Here is a 19,272-nt window from a genome sequence, read left to right as displayed (position 1 = left end):
TTTAAAATTCGTTGTAAATGAAATGCGCTCCGCCTGTATGACTATAAGAATAGAGATAGAGCAAAATGATAATGATAATAAAATAGAATGCCGTTTTTGCTACAATTTTCCATTTTTCTGAAAGATGCATAAGTTCTCCTTCTTCTTATAGTGTAGGATACAAGATATTCTTGATGTAATTGGCAACCAATGGGTCTTTAGGAACTAAACCGTGCCGTAATTTTGTTGGATAAAGGTACATATTGACATTATTTTTATTCGCTACTAATAAGTGGTAGATTGAAAATGTATCAGCCCAAGGAATCGCTTCATCTGTCTGCTTTTCAAGGCTCCAATTTCCTTCCATGAGATAGAATTTTGTATTTGGGTCAATTTTTGTATATCGATCTTCAATATATTGATACATGCTGGTTTTTAATATTGGTCCATAGGTCAATACGTCTTGTAAGGTTTCTCCCGCTTCTAAATTTTTTTCTTTGTTATATTCCCCATCAAGTGAGATAAATTCCTGCACTTTAGGGGCATCGGATTCATTGCCGTAATCCAAGATGTAATAAAGGCCGCCCGTAGCACCTGATGAATAACCAACCATATTAATTTTCGTAATATGGTAAGTACTGACTAAATAATCCATTGCCACCTTTAATGCTTTTGAATAAAGTTCACCATCGTCTGTTCCTTTTACGGTAGCAAATTGGACAATTGGATTTTTATCAGTCGAAGAAATCTTCCCCGACACTGTTAATTTGTTGTTTCTTGAAATGTCAACGAGAATCGTCAGCCCAGTTTCTGGCGCCGTCGCTTTATTGGGAAACATCCCATCAATGATGTGCTGACTTGGACGGATATCGCCACCGGACCCGTTAATATAGATCGTGGGCACCATAATTGATTGTTGAGCTTTTCCAATAATGACACTAGAAGATGCTTTCGTGCTTGACTCTAGCTTTACTTGAGCTTTTCTTGTATCATTCTGAGCTGTAAAATGACCGCCGATAAAACTTATGACCATTAAAATGAGGACAAAGATTGGTAATATGGCTTTAATTTTTTTCTTTCGATTCCGCTTCATGATCATCCCCTTTTTCTTAACTGTATGAATTATAACACTTTGAAGTCTCCATATTTTACATTCGAATGAGAATTTATCAAAATTTTCATGAGATTTTATCAGACAAAAGAAAATAAAAAAAGAAATACAATTGTATTTCTTGACTCGATTATTATAGATTAACAACTGATAAAACATCCAATAAATCAGAAATTTCATACTCAGGTATGCTGTCAGTGCTGACAGAAAGGTGTTTGGGATTGTACCAAATCGTATGGATACCGGCATTATTTCCACCTTGAATATCTGTCGTTAATGAATCACCAATAATTGTAATTTCTTCATTTTCGTCAGTTTTAATATGATTTAAAACATAATCAAAAAAAGCAAGAGAGGGCTTATGTGCTCCAACTTCTTCACTGATGAATATTTCATCAAAATAAGGGGTAATCCCAGATTCAATGATTCGAGGGCGTGAAACTTTTGAAGTCCCATTTGAAACAATGTAAAGACGAGCAGGTGTTTTTGACAATTCATCAAGTAGCTCTTGAGCATGTTCCATCATTTCGTGTCCCTGAGACAAGTAGTATTGATAATCCACATCAACTTGGTGGCCGTCATAAGGAGTGGTTATTTTCATCGCTTCAAAAGCTTTGACAAATCGAGTGGATAACAATTCTGCTCTGCTTATTTCTCCTGCTTCATGACTTCGCCATAGTGCTTTATTCTCACGGGAATAGATGCTTCGATTTACATCATTGTCTTCAATATTGTAATGTTCAAAAATCTTTCCAAGTGCTACTTCTTCCGCACGATCAAAATTTAAAAGTGTGTTATCAATGTCAAATAATAATATGGTCATATCAATCCTTTATATTTTCTGTTACAAACAAAATTTTCCCTATGTTTTTTCCTGTTTCTAGGAATTCATGCGCGGCTTGCCCATCTGCTAATTCGAAAACGGTCGGTTCCGTCAATTGAATTTTACCGCTGGTAATATAACTAAATAGGCGACGTGCTCTACGTTCTCGTTCTTCAAAAGAAGTCAAATAGTCCCACAAGTCGCCTGTCATTACTGATTTTGACTCAGCCATTAAGTCAACAGGATTGATGAGTGGGGGATTTCCTCCCGCCATTCCAAAAAAGACAACTTTTCCTCGATGTTTCACTAAATCTAATGATTGGTTTATAGTTGAACCAACCCCATCAAAAACGGTATCAAACTGATTCTTCTCACGCTCAACCCAATCATTTGTCCGACTGTTAAACAATTGATTCACACCAAAAGAACGGGCGACATTTTGTTTATTAAGTGAAGCTGACCCAGAAACCTCTACGCCATCTGCCAATAAAATTTGTGCGAGTAATTGTCCAACACCGCCTGAAATCCCTGTGACAAAAACTTTATCTCCACTCTTATTTTGACCCAAATCATGTGCTAAAAAATCAGCAGTTAGCCCTTGGAGGCCAATGCTTGCGGCTAGTTTGAGACTGATTTCATCGGGTAAAAAAATAATTTTTTCAAGAGGGACAGCTACCAATTCAGCATTTGCTAAGGGACAATCCACGAACAGTACCTTTTGACCAACGATGTTTGCATCATCAGCCTCCACAATTATTCCTGATCCCTCGTAACCATTAATATAGGGGCGATGGGGTTCAATATGATAAGTTCCTCGACGTCTGTAAATATCCGCAAAGTTTAAACCGATAAATGCCGTCTGAACAAGGACTTCGCCTTCTTTTCTCATTGGTCGAGGCAAATCTCCATAAATCAGCTGCCCGACACTGCCAAAATCATTAAAATACAATGCTTTCATATCTTATATCGCCAAATCAAATTTAAGTTGTGGTTGAACAGGTTCGTAATTAACCAATTCAAAATCTTCTGGTTTAATGTCAAAGAAATTAGTCCCATCAGCAACATTTAATCGCAATTCCGGTTCAATAGCGTTTGCCTGACGATTCAAAAGTTCATTCGCTTGTTCAAATTGGTTATCATAAATATGCAAATTATTAATGAAATAAAAGAATTTGCCCACTTTCCATGAAAAATGTTTAGCAATCATCATTTGTAAGGCGACGTACTGCATGGCGTTGATATGGTGAGCAACAAGCATATCATTCGACCGTTGTATCAGTGTGGCATCAAGATAAATTTCACCATCAGCCCCACGGCGAACATCAAACATTGTTTGGAAGGCACAAGGCAGGAGGCCTTCAGTTTCTTCAAAGTCCTCATATTGCCAAAGGTTAATAATATTTCGTCTATTCCATGGGTTTTTCGCTAAACCATCGAGCAATTTGTTAATAATTTGATATTTTTTAACCGTTGCTCCATACCGCTGTCCAATAGTTCCACTATTAGCCACTTCCCATTCATCCCAGTAATTGACCGCATACTTTTCTTTTAAAACACCAAGATCACTGGTTTGGTCTTGATAAATCCACATTAATTCTTTGATGGCCGTCTTTATTGGAATCCTTCTCAACGTGGTAATTGGAAATTGTCCTTTTTGCAAATCATAAGTCGCAAAACTTCCCGTTATGTACTTGCTATTTGCCGTTTTTCCATTTTTATATTTAGGACGAGCCTGTTCAGAAAAAACGCCATTATCGAGAATATTGCTTATATTTTGTTTAAAAATTGTGTCTGCGTAAGTCATTTCCTTTGCTTTCTAATTTTAAAATATACCAACTCTAATTAATCATTAAATCTGGTTCTGTAAATTTACACTGAATTAATTATATCACAAAATTTTGCCCACTCCTGGTGCAAATAAACCATCTCTGGCAATCTGTTGATAAAAAGTGGTTACCTTGGGAGTTAAATTATATCTTAATGCAAGGGGGCGCAAAGTTGCTTCTAATTCTGCTAATGTATTTTTTACTCCGTCACCTGCTTCAATTTGATTTTTAGCCTTGAGTAAACATTGACGCTCGTATGTCCGAATGTGTTTATCTAAAATGAGATTGTATAACTCATTTAATATCTGAATCTTATCTAACTTTTCCATGATTGAATTATAGCAGAAAAATTTTAATGTCGCTTTTTTGTTAACTTATATGCTGGACTTTTGTATTAATGAATATGATGTAATTACCTTTGTTCCAAATTCTCTAGATTTGATTGACCAGTAAAAGTAAAGTTTTGCTTTGATTCTATTTAAGCATGCTATAATTAAATTAAAATGAGGTGATAAAATGATTGAAAAAGCAATATTTGCCGGAGGATGTTTTTGGTGCATGGTCGAACCCTTTGAGGAAAAAGAAGGTATTATTTCGGTAACGAGTGGTTATACTGGTGGTCACATTGATGACCCAACATACGACCAAGTATCAGGCAAATATACCGGTCATACTGAAGCAGTTGAAATCCTGTTTGACCCTGAACATATTTCTTATCAAGACTTGCTTGATATTTATTGGTCATTGATTGATCCAACTGATGCCGACGGTCAAATTTACGATCGCGGTTCAAATTATCGTCCAGTCATTTTTGTTGAGAATGCTGAACAACGTGTCATTGCTGAGAAAAGTAAGGCTGATCTGGAAGCGACTCACCTTTGGACTAAACCAATTGTTGTCCCGATTGAAGACAGTCAAGCTTTTTGGCCAGCCGAAGAATATCACCAAGATTTTTATAAGAAGAATCCAAAACGGGCGGAAGCCATGCATAAGGCTAGGAATCGCTACTTAGCAATGAAAAAATTTAAAGCTAAATTTCATTTATAAAAAAAACGCATGTCGCGTTTTTTTGTTTTAAACACGTTCGCTCAGGTATTCCCAACGTTCGTATTTTATTTCGAGTTGTTTGGTCGTCTCGTCGAGTTCGTCTTGTAATTTGAGCAAAAGCTCTGTATTTGAACCATTTAAGTTCATCTCTGTATCTATTTCTTCAATTCGATTTTCGAGCAAAGCAATATCATCTTCGATCGATTCCCATTCTTTCTTTTCCATGTATGTCAATTTGGGTTTGGCATCTTTTTTTTCTGGTGACAAAGAACCGACCGGCTCTTTGTCACCTTTATCAGGAATGACAGCAGAATTTTCTTGCGCTTTGACCGATAAATAATCACTGTAGGCCCCAAAATAGTGTTCAATCTTTTGGTTTTCGAAGGCAAGTAACTCCCTCGAAACCTTATCTTGAAAATATCGGTCGTGAGAAACTGTTAGGACTGCACCAGGAAATTGAGCTAAGAAATTTTCAAGAACAGTTAGAGTAGCAATATCTAAATCATTCGTAGGTTCGTCCAGTAATAAAACATTGGGCTGTAAAAGTAAAATTTTCAATAAGTAAAGTCTCTTTTTTTCGCCACCAGACAACTTGGATATGAGTGTCCCATGTGTACTTCTTGGGAATAAGAATTGTTCAAGCAAATTGACCACTGAAATGTTTTCACCAGAGGTATTGTGCGCTGCTGCTGCCGTTTCCTCGAGAAAATTAATCATTCGCTTACTTTCATCAAGCCCTCGAACTTCCTGGCTAAAATAACCAATATTGACAGTTTCACCAATTTCAAGTTGGCCAGACGTCAGTTCTAATTCATGGTCAATAATGTTTAAGAGCGTTGACTTTCCGACACCGTTATCTCCGACAATCCCAATTCTAGCATGTGGTTTTACGATGAGGTTGAAATCACTAAAAATTTCTCGGTCAGGAAAGGCAAAACCAGCGGCTTTAAATTCAATGACTTTCTTTCCAAGCCTTTGACTCGCGATATTCATGTCTAAATCGCCCAAAGCTTTTTCCGTTTTTAAACTGTCCTTCAAGTCTTCAAAACGTGAAATACGGGCTTGCTGTTTGGTTCCTCTGGCTTGCGGTGATTTGCGTATCCAGACTAATTCTGATTTGTAGAGTTGTTTTGCTTTGTGGCTACTCGCTGCATCACGTTCTTCATCATCAGCTTTTTTTGCTAAATAATCTTGATAATTTCCTTGATATTCTTTAAGCTGAGCATGGTCTAATTCAAAAATTCGTGTGGCAACTTGATCTAAAAAATAGCGATCGTGTGTAACAAAAAGGACAGTTCGTTTTGCATTCTTTAAATAGTTTTGTAACCAGGCAATCGTTTCGACATCTAAATGATTGGTAGGTTCATCGAGTAAAAGTAAGTCAGAGGGATTAACCAAAGCTTGAGCTAATTGTACTCGACGCATTTGACCTCCAGAAAGTGTCCCAATTTTTGTCGTTGGATCAGGCAAATTTAATTTCGTCAGCACTGTTTTGACGTCCGCTTCCACATTCCACGCATCAAGGCGATCCATATCAGCTTGGATTTTTTCAAAAGCTTGCATCTTCTCTTCAGTCAGTTCGGACAAGATTAACTCATACGCTTTAATCGCTCGCATTTGTGGCAACTGGTCATCTAATACAGCATCCAAAATGGTTGATTCATCATCAAAATCAGGTTCCTGAGTCAAATAAGTAAACGTAAAATTTGTAGGCTTATCAAAGGGAGAAACATCGCCATCAAAGCCCGACTGTCCCGCAATAACGTTTAAGAGAGTCGTCTTACCAGTTCCATTCACACCGAGCAGACCTATCCGATCTAGATCATGAATGATGAAATTTACGCCATCAAAAACCATCTTTTCGCCAACACTTTTAGTTAAATTTTGTGCAATAAAATCTGCCATTTTCTATTTTGTCCAATTCTAATTTCGATACAATCTAGACTTAATTATATCATAAAAAGCCTGTCAGAACGGACAGACTTTTTTCTATAAGGAATTTTTTAATTTATTCTTTTATGTCCCTTTTTGACCCTTGTTTTTCAAAACAACAAACAATTAACGTTAATAAACATAGAGATGTCACAATCCAAAAGACTGAATGAATAGCTCCGAGTACAACTTGGTCCAATAGGTTCTTCAATCTTATCGGAACTTCTGACGCTGTACTGGAACTAATAAATTCGTTGACTTGTTGAAAGTTTAACTCCTGATGGTTAGTGAGGCCAGAATTAATTCCCAGTGAGAAAGCTAAGCCAAATATTCCTGTCATCATGGCCTGTCCAAGTGTCCTCCCTAATACAATCATTGAACTCGCGAGTCCAATGTTTTCTTTAGGGACCAAATTTTGTGCAATTAACGTTGACATCGTCAATATTATCCCCATACATGCGCCCATCAATCCAGCGATGAGATAGAAATAAAACATTGGGAAAGTCACACTTGCAAAAACAAGTGGAAGGCTGAGTAAAGTCAAAATTCCACTAATCAACAAGAAAAGTTGTTTTGTTTTGAATTTTTTCATGAGCCAGCCGACAAAAAAGCCGGATACCATCCACATGACTGAGCTTGGCGTTAACGTTAAACCGGCCAAAAAAGCAGGGACGCGATAAATCGCTTGAAGCCATATGGGGAAATAAATGTTGTAACCAATAAGTGCACCTGATAAGAGCAAAGAAACCATGATTTGAATGGAAAAGGTTCGATTTTTAAACATTTCGATTTGAAAAATAGGATCTTTTGCCTTTTTCTCTGCCCGAATGAACCAGTAGGTTGAAGCGAAGAAAACAAGAACCAAAATTAGTTCCCAAAGCCAATTAATTCGACTTGCGCCAAGCTCTTGAAAAATCATGAGCAAAGAAAGGAGGAGAACAGATAAGGATGCAATTCCCGACCAATCCATATTGATTTGGCTCGTTTTTTTATGGTGATCATGGTAGCCCCACGCGGTCAATGCGATCGTCAAAAGTCCCAGAGGAACATTAATGAAAAAGACCCAATGCCAGCTTAGTGTGTCAACAATCCAACCTCCCAAAAGAGGGCCAGCCAAGGCAGAAATAGCCCATGCCGTGTTATTGAAAGCGAGAATATTCGCTCTTTCTTCAAATGAAAATAAATCGGCAATTATTGTAAATGTCAAAGGCATAATTGCTCCGGCACCTATCCCTTGAATCAGGCGGAAAATGATTAGGGTTAACATATCTGGCGCTAAACCACACAAAAATGACCCAATGATGAACAATGCCAAGCCAAAAATAAAAATATTTTTACGTCCTATTGCATCTGACAATTTTCCGTATAGCGGTGTTGTAATTGCGGAAATCAAGAGATAAACAGCAAAAACCCAGCTTTGTATTTCAAGCCCATGTAATTCTGAGATAATTGTAGGCATGGCTGTCGTAACAATTGTCACTTCGACAGAGGTCATAAATGTTGCGAGAAATATTGCTGCAAGTATCGCAAACCTTCCTTTAATTTTCATAAATAGAGAAGTCCTTCATTCCAAAATAAATTTTTAATACAATACTCCTATTTTAACATATTATTAATGTGGAAAAGGGTATCTAAAAATAAAAAACATGCACGCATGTTTTTTTATTTTTTTAGTCATTGAAATCATAGCGAAGCTTCATATTTGCTGAACCTAGAATGACCATTCGACCAAGCAGTTCATTTTGTGCAGAAAAAGCGATTTGCGCTAGTTTTTCATTTGCCTCTGTTAAATAAGTTCTGATGTCTGTATCTTTTGGTAGATTTTCAAGATTTTTATCTGTCTGATTTTGAATTTCATGGAATTTAGCCATTGTATTCAATGCGAAAGTATCACGCAAGTCAACAAACAGGTTGTAATTGGCATCTCCTAATACTGCTGTTGTAGCGCTCAACCAGTACATATTTGTTGGGTCATACTCTGCCCTAGCATCACGATAGCAGGCAGGGGTGTCAGTAATATTCGTGTAAAATGGCACCACATGATTGAAAGTATTTGCACCGAAAGCCAACCAGTGAACGCCAGCAACTTCTTTGGGCACATTATTTCTCACTTGTAAAATATGGACGGAATGATTCCGGTTAATACCGATTGGACGGAATAGCTCGCCCTCTTCTTTTGTATTTGTCGTGCCATAGACGTCATATTTTGTATTTTCAAAATGGCTAGAGAGGACAAATTTAACATCTTCGATTGAGATTTTACGAGTCGCTTCGCAAATGAATGGCATATCCGCACTTTGTGGATCACCAGATGGTGTACCTAAATAATTTTGACCGTACCAAACACGTGGATTATTATAGACTGTATCTTTAATTGAACTTGAACCAAAAATATGTCGCAAATTATAATGGGTTTCATAGCCACCCAAATCATCGGGATTCAAATGATATTCTTCAATCATTGCTTTCAAATCGGAAGAGCAGAGGGTATCATTACTTTCAAAATCGAAAGCATCAATATTCATGCGATTAGGTGCAACAACGTAAGAATCATCGGGAATACGAACAGCAGCCCAATGATGACCACCGATTGTTTCTAGCCACCACACCTCTTTATTGTCAGCGAAGGCAATCCCATTGGGCTCGTAGGTTCCATAAGTTGTCAACAACTCACCTAAACGCGTAACTCCTTCACGCGCAGAATGAATATAAGGCAAAACAAGTGTGACAATGTCTTCTTCACCGATCCCATCTGCAACATATGGGTCAATCCCTAAAATACGTGGATTCGTTGTGATTGTTTCTGTTGCTGACATGGCAACATTTTCACTATTAATCCCCGCAGCTGGCCAGATTCCTTCGGTCAAAACAGCATTGGGTGTTGACGTGTAAGACAATGGGTTTTCTGGTAGATCTAATTCGAGAGCTGAAAGTACTGCTTTATAATGACGTGGTTGCTCCTCCGGGCTAACAAGAACAAAACGTTGTGGATCTAGTGCTTCATGTCCATCATCGTTTCGTGCAATAATCGTTGACCCATCCAAAGATGCTTTTCTACCGACTAAAATTGTTGTGCAAGAACCTTTACGGCGACTTTCTATTTTCATTTTTACTCCTTATTTTTTAATAATTCATTTTTTGCAAAATCAAACAAATGAACTTTATCATTTTGCAATTCATTTAAGACGACACTTTTTTCAATAGATTTTAACAGCTGACCCAATTTGGGACCAGGTTGGATTAAATCTGGAAATTTGGTAAGCAAATCGTGTCCTGATATTTGTAATTCAGATTTGTCGTGAATTTGCAATGCTTGGTTGAGTCTAATCACAAGTTTCTCGTCTACTGACTTTCCTTCAGCTTGTCGTAAATCGTCAATGAGTTGGATGCTCTTAAGACCAAACCTGTACAAATTTGACAAATTCCACTCCTGTTCACGATATGCTTCCATCAGTAAGGCCACATCACGAATAAATTCGTTTGGAACCTTCCATTTTCGAAGAAATTGATGCGCATCAACATCTGGATTGAATCTGACTAGAAAAGCAGCCCAAGCCTGCTCTGAACTTTTGAAAGTAAATGAAGCAACTAATTCTCTTTGTAGTTTTCGAAGCGGTTCAAGTTTAAATTGGGGTAAATATTGCCAAGCACCTGATTCCATCAGCACTGACAAGCCTTTTTTGTAGCCCTGAGCTTGAATTAACTTATCAAATTCAATGAAAATTCGTTCGATCGAAATTTTCGATAAAAGGGGGGCATGAGATTTCATGGCTAAAAATGTTTCTTCTTCAATAGAAAAATTTAAACTTGATGCAAAACGCATGGCTCGCATGATTCTCAAAGCATCCTCATTGAAACGTTCTTGAGCTTTGCCTACTGCGCGAATTCTTCGTTCTGACAAATCTTGAAGGCCATTGAAACAGTCAATAATTTCACCATCTATGCCACAGGCGAAAGCATTAATCGTGAAATCACGTCTTTTTAAATCTTCCTTTAAATCACGCACAAAATCAACATGATCAGGTCGGCGATAATCGGTATATTGACTTTCGGTTCTAAATGTTGTCACTTCATAATGCTCAGCTTCCGTTTTTCCCGCCAATACCAGAACTGTCCCATGCTCAATTCCCACATCAATGGTATGCGGGAAAATCGCCTTTATTTCCTCTGGATAAGCACTTGTGGCGATATCCACATCGTGAATGGGACGCCCAAGCAAGACGTCGCGAACAGATCCGCCAACGAAATAGGCCTCATACCCATGTTCAATAATTTTTTCTAAAACCGGTAAAGCTTGACTGAACTCAACAGGTATTGTTTCTAATTTCATATCCTCTATTATAGCACAAATCACAGTCTCCTTTTACCTTTGGGAATAAGAAAACTGGTCTAATTTATTTAGTTTGACCTTTATCCGATGTCAATTTTTTCACATAAAAAGCCTAAAACAAAATAAGAATAAGGAAACTCATTCTTATTTATTCATGATTTTAAAGCTTCCTAAAAGGATTGTAAAAACGACCGTCATTAATCGCATAAAGTGAGATTGATATCATTATTGCCAAAATTGAGACAACAATCATGATATAATCGGCATTTCTTAGTTTTCTTGTTTTGTACCATGTTCTTTTTTTACCTTTACCAAAACCACGTAACTCCATCGCGTTAGTTATGACGTCAATTCTGTCCAAACTTGTGAAAACAAGTGGCATCAAAATGGTTGTCATATTTTTAATTCGTGTCCAGAGTTTCGCTTTTTTACTGGTGTCGATGCCACGTGCTTGTTGACTTTGCGAAATGTTTTTAAAGTCCCTTTGAATATCTGGGATATAGCGAAGGGTCAGGGCAACAGAATATGCAATTTTGTAAGAAACACCAACCCGGTTGAGTGAAGCAGCAAATTCTGACGGGTCTGTTGTCATGATGAAGATCAAAGCTAATGGTAAAACAGCAAAATATTTCAAAACGACATTTAAAATATAAAATAACTCTTCTGCACTCATGGAATATGGGCCAACCATGTGAAAAAGCAGATGATAACTTCCATAGACCATTGTACCTTGATTAGGTGAAAATAGGAAAATGACAAGGGCATTAATAACCATAAAAACCGCGATAAAAATAAAGAGCACTCTTATTTCCGAAAATTTAATTTTTGCCATTGCAAACATTATTAACGACAATAACACAACAGCAATTAAGAAACGCGTATCATAGGTCATCATTACTGAAATTGAAACAAGCAAAACCATTAAGAGTTTACTCATTCCATTCAAGGCATGGATAGGGGTATCTCGCTTGACGTACCCAAAACTTTTTGCCATTTAATTGACCTCCCCTAGATTGATTAGGTCGTGTTTTCGTCGCCGTTCCGAATCAATAAAATGCTTAATAAATCCAGTGCCATCATTAATTGAACAACGTTTTGCCAATTCGAATAGCGAAGTCTCTTTTAAACTTGCCTCAGTCAGTAATTTTTCATCAACAAAAACTTCTTCTGGTTTCAAATCAGCTAATAAACGCTGCTTCCCAAAGACGAGGACCCGACGAGCACATTCCAACATTAAGTGCATGTCATGCGTAATGATGACGATGGTAATCCCACGAGCATTTAATGTCTCCAAAAAATCCATAATTTCAGTGTAGTGACGATAGTCTTGCCCAGCCGTTGGTTCATCTAGGATTAACATTTCAGGATCGAGAACTAGAATTGAAGCTATCGTCACCCTCTTCTTTTGACCAAAGGAGAGTGCAGAAATCGGCCAATTTCTAAAAGGGAAAAGTCCACAAATCTTTAGCGTTTTTTCGACCTTTTCACGGATTTCTTGCTCCGAATAATCACGTGAACGTAAACCCAAAGCAACCTCGTCAAAAATCAATGATTTAGAAATCATCTGGTTGGGGTTTTGCAAAACATAACCAATATGTTTTGCCCTCTCAGCAATCGTGAGCTCTGACAAATCCTTCTGATTGAAATATATTTTCCCTTCGTTTAATTTTTCAAAGCCACAAATCAATTTGGACAAGGTTGACTTCCCAGCTCCATTTTGTCCAACTACCGCAGTAAACTCACCTTGATTGATGATTACGTTGATATCCTTTAAAACTGGACGATTTTTTTCATAAGCAAAGTTTAAATGTTCTATTCGGACTAATTCTTTAGTCGTTTCTTCTTTTTTTTCATCATATTTTTCATTAAACCAATTTTGAATGGCTTTTTTATTTTCATCAGTCATGACAAAATGCGAGAGGGAGTCAGGATGTTGCTCAGGTAAAATGGTTTGATTTGCATATCGAAGGGCAGCCAAATAAAGCGGTTCGCGAATGCCATAAGAGCTTAATAAGTCCGACGTCAAGAGATCATCTGCTGGCAGGTCCGCAATAATTTCTCCATCAGCAAGTAAAACAATTCGATCAACCCGACGGTAGAGAACATCCTCAAGTCGATGTTCAACGATAACAGTGGTTGTCTTTTTTTCTTTGCTGAGCCAATCGATTAAATGAATCGCTTCTTTACCAGCTGAAGGGTCGAGATTAGCCAACGGCTCATCAAACAAGAGAATATCGACCGCGTCAACAAGGACACCAGCAAGTGAGACGGATTGTTTTTGCCCCCCAGAAAGCGCGTGTGGCTCGTTATCTAAAAATGCAGACATTCCGACTAATTGACTCGTCTCTAGAACACTTTGGTGCATTTGCTCAGGAGGTACCTCATCGTTTTCTAAAGAAAAAGCGATGTCTTCTGCCACGGTTAAGCCAATGAACTGACCGTCAGTATCTTGTAAAACAGTTCCGACAAGTTTTGACCGCTCGAATAAAGGAAGCTCACTTTCGAGCACATTTTGTCCTTTAATCCATAATTCCCCAGATGTTTCGCCTTGATAACTATGAGGAATAAGCCCATTGATACAATCAGTTAATGTCGATTTACCTGACCCAGAAGGTCCAATAATTAACACCTTCTCTCCTTCATGGATCGTTAAGTTAATATGCTTCAAAGTTGGCTCAGCTTGAGCCAAATATTGAAATGAAAAATCTTTGAATTGGATTGCAATTTCAGACATCTTATTCTTTCTTTAAACTTCCAGGTTTTACAATTGTTTTACTGTACGCTACTAAAAGCAAGGTCCCGATGACACCAGTTGAAATAATATCGCCAACAGAGGCAATCAAGCCCTGTGTAAACACCTTATTCGCTGGTTCAGCATAAATCAATATATCACCAATTGGTGCGATAACGCCCCAACATACGATATTTGCAATAATCTGCCACAGATTAAACGTAATTATCTTTTTACCATCAAAAGGCTCTGACGCGATCTTAATGCGGTTAACCAAAAGTCCAAGTGCTAGACCTAGCAAGCCGTCAGCAATAATCCAACTCCACCAAGGTCCATAAGTAGTAAAATCATTCAGTGCATGACCAATAAATGCAATTAGGAAACCCGCAATTGGGCCAAAAATAACTGCAAAGAGTGCCAATATTCCGTATTGTAATGAAATAGTTGTATTTGCAAATACTGGAATAGAGGCAAATCGGTCAAGAACAAAGAATAAAGCAGCGCCAATCCCTGCAGCAACAAAGGTTTTAATTGTAACTTTAAACATAATTTCCAACTTTCTATTTTTCTAATTCGTCTATCAATTTACTTTTTTAAATGATATTTTCCAATTAATGCCCGTCCCCAAACCATAGGCTTTCAAAAAATTACCTTGATTGATTGCTAAGGCAATGTTATCGAGGCTATTGACATAAATTAAAGCAGCACCTGGTTTAACCTCTGCAAAGAAATGGTCAAAGGTCAAGGTAGCTTGATAATAGACTTGCTCATTGTGAGTAATTTCCACCTCAACATCCTGTCCATAACCGATAAGATTTTGAAAATCCAATCTCGGAACATTCGTCCATAAATTTCCATACCTGATATCTGAAACATCAATTGTCCCACTTATTTCGGTATCCGTTAATTCTGGTTTATCTACCTTTAATTTGACCAAGCTCTCAACATCGACCGAAGGCCCAACTTCGCTGTAATTAATGATTCCCGCTGCTAAACGGGCTCCTGTGTACGCATAAACATCCCGACCGTGAAAAGTATAAGACTCCGAACTCCCAGGAAGCCGATTGACATTTTCATCAATAATACGAAGCTCTTCAATTCCCAAATGTAGATATAAATGAGTCAAAGTGCCGTTGTCAGGGCTGACAATATAATGCCCCGTTGAAGTCTTAGCCACAATTGAGCGGCGACTTGAGCCTACGCCAGGATCAACTACAGAGACAAAAACAGTTTCTTTTGGCCAGTAATTAACGGTTTGTAACAAACGATATGATGCCTCCCAAATATTAAACTGAGGGATTCCGTGTGTTAAATCATAAATATTAAGCGTTTGCGAAACCTGATTGGCAACACCATACATGGCTGATACAGCTCCATCACTACGACCGAAATCGGTCTGTAAAACTAATAAATCCATTATTCTTGCTTCATTGTGTGGTCAAAGGCTGCAACCATTCAAGAAGTCTCCCTTTCTGTATATTCATGAGACAAAAAAAGTCCTAGCATAGCTTAGGACGAAAACCGTGGTACCACCTAAATTCGCTGAAAATTCAGCCTTAAAATGATGAGCGATAAAGGCGCCACCTCTTCAAGCTCGAATAAACTCACTTGAAAGAATGCTCGGAATCCATTTTCAAACCTGCCAAACATGACTTTCCACCAACCAGTCACTCGCTGTACTTTTTTCGGTTCTACTTAATTCTTCATTGCTATGATTTCAAATTTTAACACAGGATTCAATACAATACAAGCCTGTTTTTAGAAAATTATAAACTTTTCTGTGTATTGTTCGGAAATAGCGGTTTTGATGAAATTAAAAAAATGGTTGAAGTCAATCCAGAACCGCAAAACACCTTAAAATGCCTCACGATTTGACATAAAATCTTAACTTTGTATTTCAAAAAAATTTTAAAAGAATAAAAAAACTGGATTCCCAGTTCTTCAGTATCTAAATTACAAATCTAGAAAATGTTCCAAGCCATATTTTAGTTCTGTAACGTTCATGACCTGACGTACACCAAGTGCGACTCCCGTCATAAAACTGATTCTGTCATAAGAGTCGTGACGAATGGTCAGTCCTTCACCTTGAGAACCAAAAATAACTTCCTGATGTGCCACCAAGCCAGGCAACCGAACGGAGTGAATACGCATCCCCTCAAAATCAGCTCCACGCGCTCCCGAAAGAGTTTCTTCTTCATCAACGGCACCTTGATGATGCGCTTCACGTACCTCCGCCATTAGCTCTGCGGTTTTCACTGCCGTACCGCTAGGCGCATCTTTTTTCTGGTCATGGTGTAATTCAATAATTTCAACATCAGGAAAATATTTGGCAGCTGCTTTTGAAAATTGCATTAATAAAACAGCTCCAAGTGCAAAATTTGGTGCAATAAGACCACCTCGTTTTTCTTTCTTAGAAAGGTCTATCAAACTTTTAATTTGATCGTCGCTAAATCCCGTTGTTCCGACTACTGGCCTAAATCCGTTTTCCAAAGCAAACAAAGTATTTTCGTAAGCAACAGCAGGCTGGGTAAAATCAATCCAGACATCAGCCTTGACATCAACCATGTCTTTTTTGTCATTGAAAACGGGGGCTCCAAAGGCCTCCTTATCTGTCGCATTGGGGTCTAAAAGTCCGACCAATTCAAAATCAGTTTGTTCGAGGACCATATTGACCGCCGTCGAACCCATTCGACCTCGAAATCCAGCAATAATTACTCTAATCATCTCTATTCCTCTTTCAATTCAAAGTATTCTGAACATTTATATTGCTTTAAAAGCACGCAAATCACGTGCTTTTAGTAAATAATAACGTTTAATAATTTATTTGGGAGATACAGCATATGCAACTGCACCTACTCCTAGATGAGTGGCTACCACAGGGCCAAGTGTTGTAAATTCAACATCTTTAAAACCTTGTTCAATCGCAAAATCATATAGCTCTTGAGCACGATCTAGTGTCCCCGTATTCAAAACAAAGACCTTGTAATCCCCATCTTGTGTCCGTTCCAACAATAACTTCTTCATTGCCGCGATGGCTTTTTTCGTCGTCCGGACTTTATCATAAACAACAACCTCGCCTTCTTCAGAAAATTGAAGCAAGGGTTTAATATTCATTAATGTTCCAACAAAAGCGGAAGCATTTGACAAGCGACCACCTTTGGCTAACCATTTCAAATCATCAACCAACATAAAGGCAGTGTCATGGTCTCTCTGATATTCAAAAGTAGCCTTAATTTCATCAAATGTCTTACCAGCATCAATGCCGTCAAGTGCTGTTTCAACCATGTAGCCTAAAGGACGTGCCGTAATAAATGTCTCGGGGAACTCCACTTTCATATTATTGTATTCACTTTGCAAATAGAAAGCATTCGCATAAAAGCCCGATATCCCAGAAGGTAAAAATAGACCTAATACGTGTGTATAGCCTTTCTTTTCAAGTGTTTTCAAAAGAATGGCCAATTCCGCTACTGAAGGCTGAGATGTTTTAGGGGCATCTTTCGATGTTTTCATCAAATCAAACCAAGCTTCAGCCTTCATTTTCGAAGGTTCATAATCCACCCCATCAATTGAAATCGGAATTTCAAGGACGAAAAGATCAGCTCTTGTTTTATAAGTTTCGGCGATATCTGCCGAGGTGTCAGTGACTATCGCTAATTTCATTTAAAATAATAACTCCAATAATTTTTTATCAAAAAATAAAATTTCTAGTTTAGAATTCGAGTTGAATTCCAGGCTGGTCCAATGCAACTTCCGTTGTTTCACGAACTAACCGTTTCAACAAATCAAACAAAGGGGCAGCCAATTCGGCCATATCGTCTTTATCTAATTCTTCTTGTTCTTCAATCACACGGTCTCGAACATAGTCCAATTGGCTTACAAAACCTGATAAGACCACATTTTCAAGTGGAATCATATAAGTCAAAACGGTATGGATAGCAGTATCGCCTTCTTTTGCGTTTTTCAAATCATCCACAGGAACCAATTGAAATTGGACATTTAAAGCTGTTTCAGGTGTCCCATTTTCTTTTTCCCATTCATAATTTCGCGCATCATAGTGAAATTGATTTACGAATTCTTGTTCACGTTCGATAACTAATGTCATTTCCATTCACTCCAATTTTTTATTTTTTTATCGGCAATAGGGCCGAATAATTCATTCTCATCAAATAACAGTGTTTGCACACCAGCATTCCGCCCCGCCTCAACATCGAGAGGACGATCGCCTACCATCACTGTCTCAGCTGGATTTAAGTGATACTTTGAGACCAAATAGAGAATTGCTTCAGGATTAGGTTTTCTCGCAAAAGACTGTTTAGATGTAATAATTTCCCTAAATACCGATGTTAAAAGTCCTAAATACTCAATGGTGGACTCGTCACGATGGCTCAGGACGAAATTCTGTCCTCCATTCTCTTGAATCGATACCAAAATTTCTGCAAGATGCGGATAGATTTTTGGTCGATACCTTTTTTGCAACTCACTTTCCAATCGGTGGTAGTCATCCAAAAAAGGTTGATTAGCAAACCGTTCAGCAAATGTTTTGATTGAATGCTGTTTTATATAAACTGCTAAGTCACCCTCAAAGCTTACTTTATTCAAAATCATCGCTTGTTTTAAGGCTTCTAACATTACTGGATAAGTATTAAAAAGTGTTCCATCAAAGTCCCAAATAAAGTTCTTCTGGTGAAAAATAGGTTCGAGTTGAACATTCGATTTGTTCTTCTCTGAACTTCCCTTCGTCAACTTCTTCATTCTATCACATCATGAGGTTCATTGCATGAATGACGCAATTCATCCAAGATTTTGACCTCTTCTTCATTTGCCTCATATTGATCAAGCAAATCTGGACGTCGCACGAGCGTTTTCTTCAAGCTTTCTCTTAATCGCCATTGACGAATATTTTCGTGGTGGCCCGATGTTAAAACCTCAGGCACTTTCATTCCTCGAAAATCGTCAGGCCTCGTGTATTGTGGATATTCAAGCAAGCCACTAGAAAAAGAGTCGTCTTCATAAGAGGCCTGTTTACCTAAGACACCTGGAATGAGGCGCGAAACAGCATCAATCATGACGTTAGCCGCAACCTCTCCACCAGTCAAGACAAAGTCGCCTAATGAGACCTCGTCGGTTACGAGGGTTTTAATCCGTTCATCATAACCCTCATAATGACCACAAATAAAAACGACTTGTTCTTCATTTGCTAATTCTTCAGCCATTTTCTGATCAAATTTTCGACCTGCAGGATCCATTAATAAGACTCTGGCTCCCTCATGTGGAAATTGATCCATGGTGTCAAAAATAGGTTGAGGCATAAGAAGCATCCCTTGTCCCCCACCATAAGGCACATCATCAACGTGACGTTGTTTGTTAGATGCAAAATCACGGAAATCATGCGTATGAATTTCGACAATTCCTTTTTCTTGCGCTTTTCCAACGATTGATTGATTCAATGGTGAAAACATATCAGGGAAAATTGTTAATATATCAAATCTCATT

20 protein-coding genes and 1 other annotated feature are annotated in these 19,272 nt (G+C 38.0%); of the genes, 1 reads left to right on the top strand and 19 read right to left on the bottom strand.

Annotated elements, in window-relative coordinates; all coding sequences use genetic code 11:
* Position 1: 1 nt before the first annotated feature.
* The 6 genes from dltX to RT41_RS01875 all read right to left on the bottom strand — a co-directional run bounded on the left by dltX (position 2) and on the right by RT41_RS01875 (position 4,068).
* Entirely contained in the window at positions 2-130 is a 129-nt protein-coding gene (gene dltX, locus RT41_RS01900; RefSeq protein ID WP_096817012.1) for a teichoic acid D-Ala incorporation-associated protein DltX, read from the bottom strand.
* A gap of 15 nt (positions 131-145) precedes the next feature.
* A complete protein-coding gene (locus tag RT41_RS01895) occupies positions 146-1,072 on the bottom strand; it encodes an alpha/beta hydrolase (protein WP_180752665.1) in 927 nt (308 codons plus the stop codon).
* Positions 1,073-1,223: 151 nt separating this feature from the next.
* Positions 1,224-1,913, bottom strand: coding sequence for a YjjG family noncanonical pyrimidine nucleotidase (locus RT41_RS01890; RefSeq protein WP_054638859.1), 690 nt, complete (start codon positions 1,911-1,913; stop codon positions 1,224-1,226).
* A gap of 1 nt (position 1,914) precedes the next feature.
* Entirely contained in the window at positions 1,915-2,871 is a 957-nt protein-coding gene (locus tag RT41_RS01885; protein WP_096817010.1) for a zinc-binding dehydrogenase, read from the bottom strand.
* 3 nt (positions 2,872-2,874) lie between these two features.
* On the bottom strand, positions 2,875-3,717 hold the full coding sequence (locus tag RT41_RS01880) for a thymidylate synthase (RefSeq protein ID WP_096817009.1): 843 nt from the start codon (positions 3,715-3,717) through the stop codon (positions 2,875-2,877).
* A gap of 84 nt (positions 3,718-3,801) precedes the next feature.
* Positions 3,802-4,068 carry a bacteriocin immunity family protein gene (locus RT41_RS01875; protein ID WP_245811560.1) on the bottom strand — a complete coding sequence of 89 codons (267 nt, stop codon included), beginning with the start codon at positions 4,066-4,068 and terminating at the stop codon, positions 3,802-3,804.
* Between the two features lie 187 nt (positions 4,069-4,255).
* Here RT41_RS01875 and msrA point away from each other — a divergent pair, with 187 nt between their 5' ends.
* The gene (gene msrA / locus RT41_RS01870; protein ID WP_054638860.1) at positions 4,256-4,786 is read left to right on the top strand and encodes a peptide-methionine (S)-S-oxide reductase MsrA; all 531 of its coding nucleotides are present in this window, start codon (positions 4,256-4,258) and stop codon (positions 4,784-4,786) included.
* 27 nt (positions 4,787-4,813) lie between these two features.
* Here the strand turns inward: msrA and RT41_RS01865 are convergent, their stop codons facing one another.
* The 13 genes from RT41_RS01865 to trmD form a co-directional block, all read right to left on the bottom strand.
* Positions 4,814-6,691, bottom strand: a complete 1,878-nt coding sequence (locus RT41_RS01865) for an ABC-F family ATP-binding cassette domain-containing protein (RefSeq protein ID WP_096817007.1) — start codon at positions 6,689-6,691, stop codon at positions 4,814-4,816.
* A 103-nt stretch (positions 6,692-6,794) separates the two neighbouring features.
* On the bottom strand, positions 6,795-8,267 hold the full coding sequence (locus RT41_RS01860) for an MDR family MFS transporter (protein ID WP_096817006.1): 1,473 nt from the start codon (positions 8,265-8,267) through the stop codon (positions 6,795-6,797).
* A 121-nt stretch (positions 8,268-8,388) separates the two neighbouring features.
* Entirely contained in the window at positions 8,389-9,825 is a 1,437-nt protein-coding gene (locus RT41_RS01855; protein WP_054638862.1) for a C69 family dipeptidase, read from the bottom strand.
* Between the two features lie 2 nt (positions 9,826-9,827).
* Positions 9,828-11,048 carry a CCA tRNA nucleotidyltransferase gene (locus RT41_RS01850; RefSeq protein WP_096817005.1) on the bottom strand — a complete coding sequence of 407 codons (1,221 nt, stop codon included), beginning with the start codon at positions 11,046-11,048 and terminating at the stop codon, positions 9,828-9,830.
* A 160-nt stretch (positions 11,049-11,208) separates the two neighbouring features.
* Positions 11,209-12,042 (bottom strand): energy-coupling factor transporter transmembrane component T family protein, encoded by an 834-nt coding sequence (locus tag RT41_RS01845; RefSeq protein WP_096817004.1) that lies wholly within the window; start codon positions 12,040-12,042, stop codon positions 11,209-11,211.
* Positions 12,043-13,782, bottom strand: coding sequence for an ABC transporter ATP-binding protein (locus tag RT41_RS01840; protein WP_096817003.1), 1,740 nt, complete (start codon positions 13,780-13,782; stop codon positions 12,043-12,045).
* 1 nt (position 13,783) lies between these two features.
* The gene (locus RT41_RS01835; protein ID WP_054639073.1) at positions 13,784-14,326 is read right to left on the bottom strand and encodes an ECF-type riboflavin transporter substrate-binding protein; all 543 of its coding nucleotides are present in this window, start codon (positions 14,324-14,326) and stop codon (positions 13,784-13,786) included.
* A 33-nt stretch (positions 14,327-14,359) separates the two neighbouring features.
* Complete coding sequence (locus tag RT41_RS01830) at positions 14,360-15,196, bottom strand: SAM hydrolase/SAM-dependent halogenase family protein (RefSeq protein WP_096817002.1); 837 nt, start codon at positions 15,194-15,196, stop codon at positions 14,360-14,362.
* Positions 15,197-15,286: 90 nt separating this feature from the next.
* Positions 15,287-15,495: a binding site (T-box leader), on the bottom strand.
* 237 nt (positions 15,496-15,732) lie between these two features.
* Positions 15,733-16,503, bottom strand: a complete 771-nt coding sequence (dapB, locus tag RT41_RS01825) for a 4-hydroxy-tetrahydrodipicolinate reductase (RefSeq protein ID WP_096817001.1) — start codon at positions 16,501-16,503, stop codon at positions 15,733-15,735.
* Positions 16,504-16,599: 96 nt separating this feature from the next.
* A complete protein-coding gene (locus RT41_RS01820) occupies positions 16,600-17,439 on the bottom strand; it encodes a DegV family protein (RefSeq protein WP_096817000.1) in 840 nt (279 codons plus the stop codon).
* Positions 17,440-17,488: 49 nt separating this feature from the next.
* Complete coding sequence (locus RT41_RS01815; protein WP_054639074.1) at positions 17,489-17,881, bottom strand: DUF1149 family protein; 393 nt, start codon at positions 17,879-17,881, stop codon at positions 17,489-17,491.
* Entirely contained in the window at positions 17,878-18,531 is a 654-nt protein-coding gene (locus RT41_RS01810) for an HAD-IA family hydrolase (protein ID WP_096816999.1), read from the bottom strand. Before RT41_RS01810 ends, RT41_RS01815 begins: the two co-directional genes overlap by 4 nt.
* Positions 18,528-19,271, bottom strand: coding sequence for a tRNA (guanosine(37)-N1)-methyltransferase TrmD (gene trmD / locus RT41_RS01805; protein ID WP_054638863.1), 744 nt, complete (start codon positions 19,269-19,271; stop codon positions 18,528-18,530). The genes RT41_RS01810 and trmD overlap by 4 nt, the downstream gene beginning before the upstream one ends.
* Position 19,272: the final 1 nt, after the last annotated feature.

This window comes from Lactococcus fujiensis JCM 16395 (assembly GCF_002441655.1).
Lineage (GTDB): Bacteria > Bacillota > Bacilli > Lactobacillales > Streptococcaceae > Lactococcus > Lactococcus fujiensis.
The sequence above is the reverse complement of the archived record's forward strand: the minus strand, read 5'-3'. Positions and strand labels throughout refer to the sequence as shown.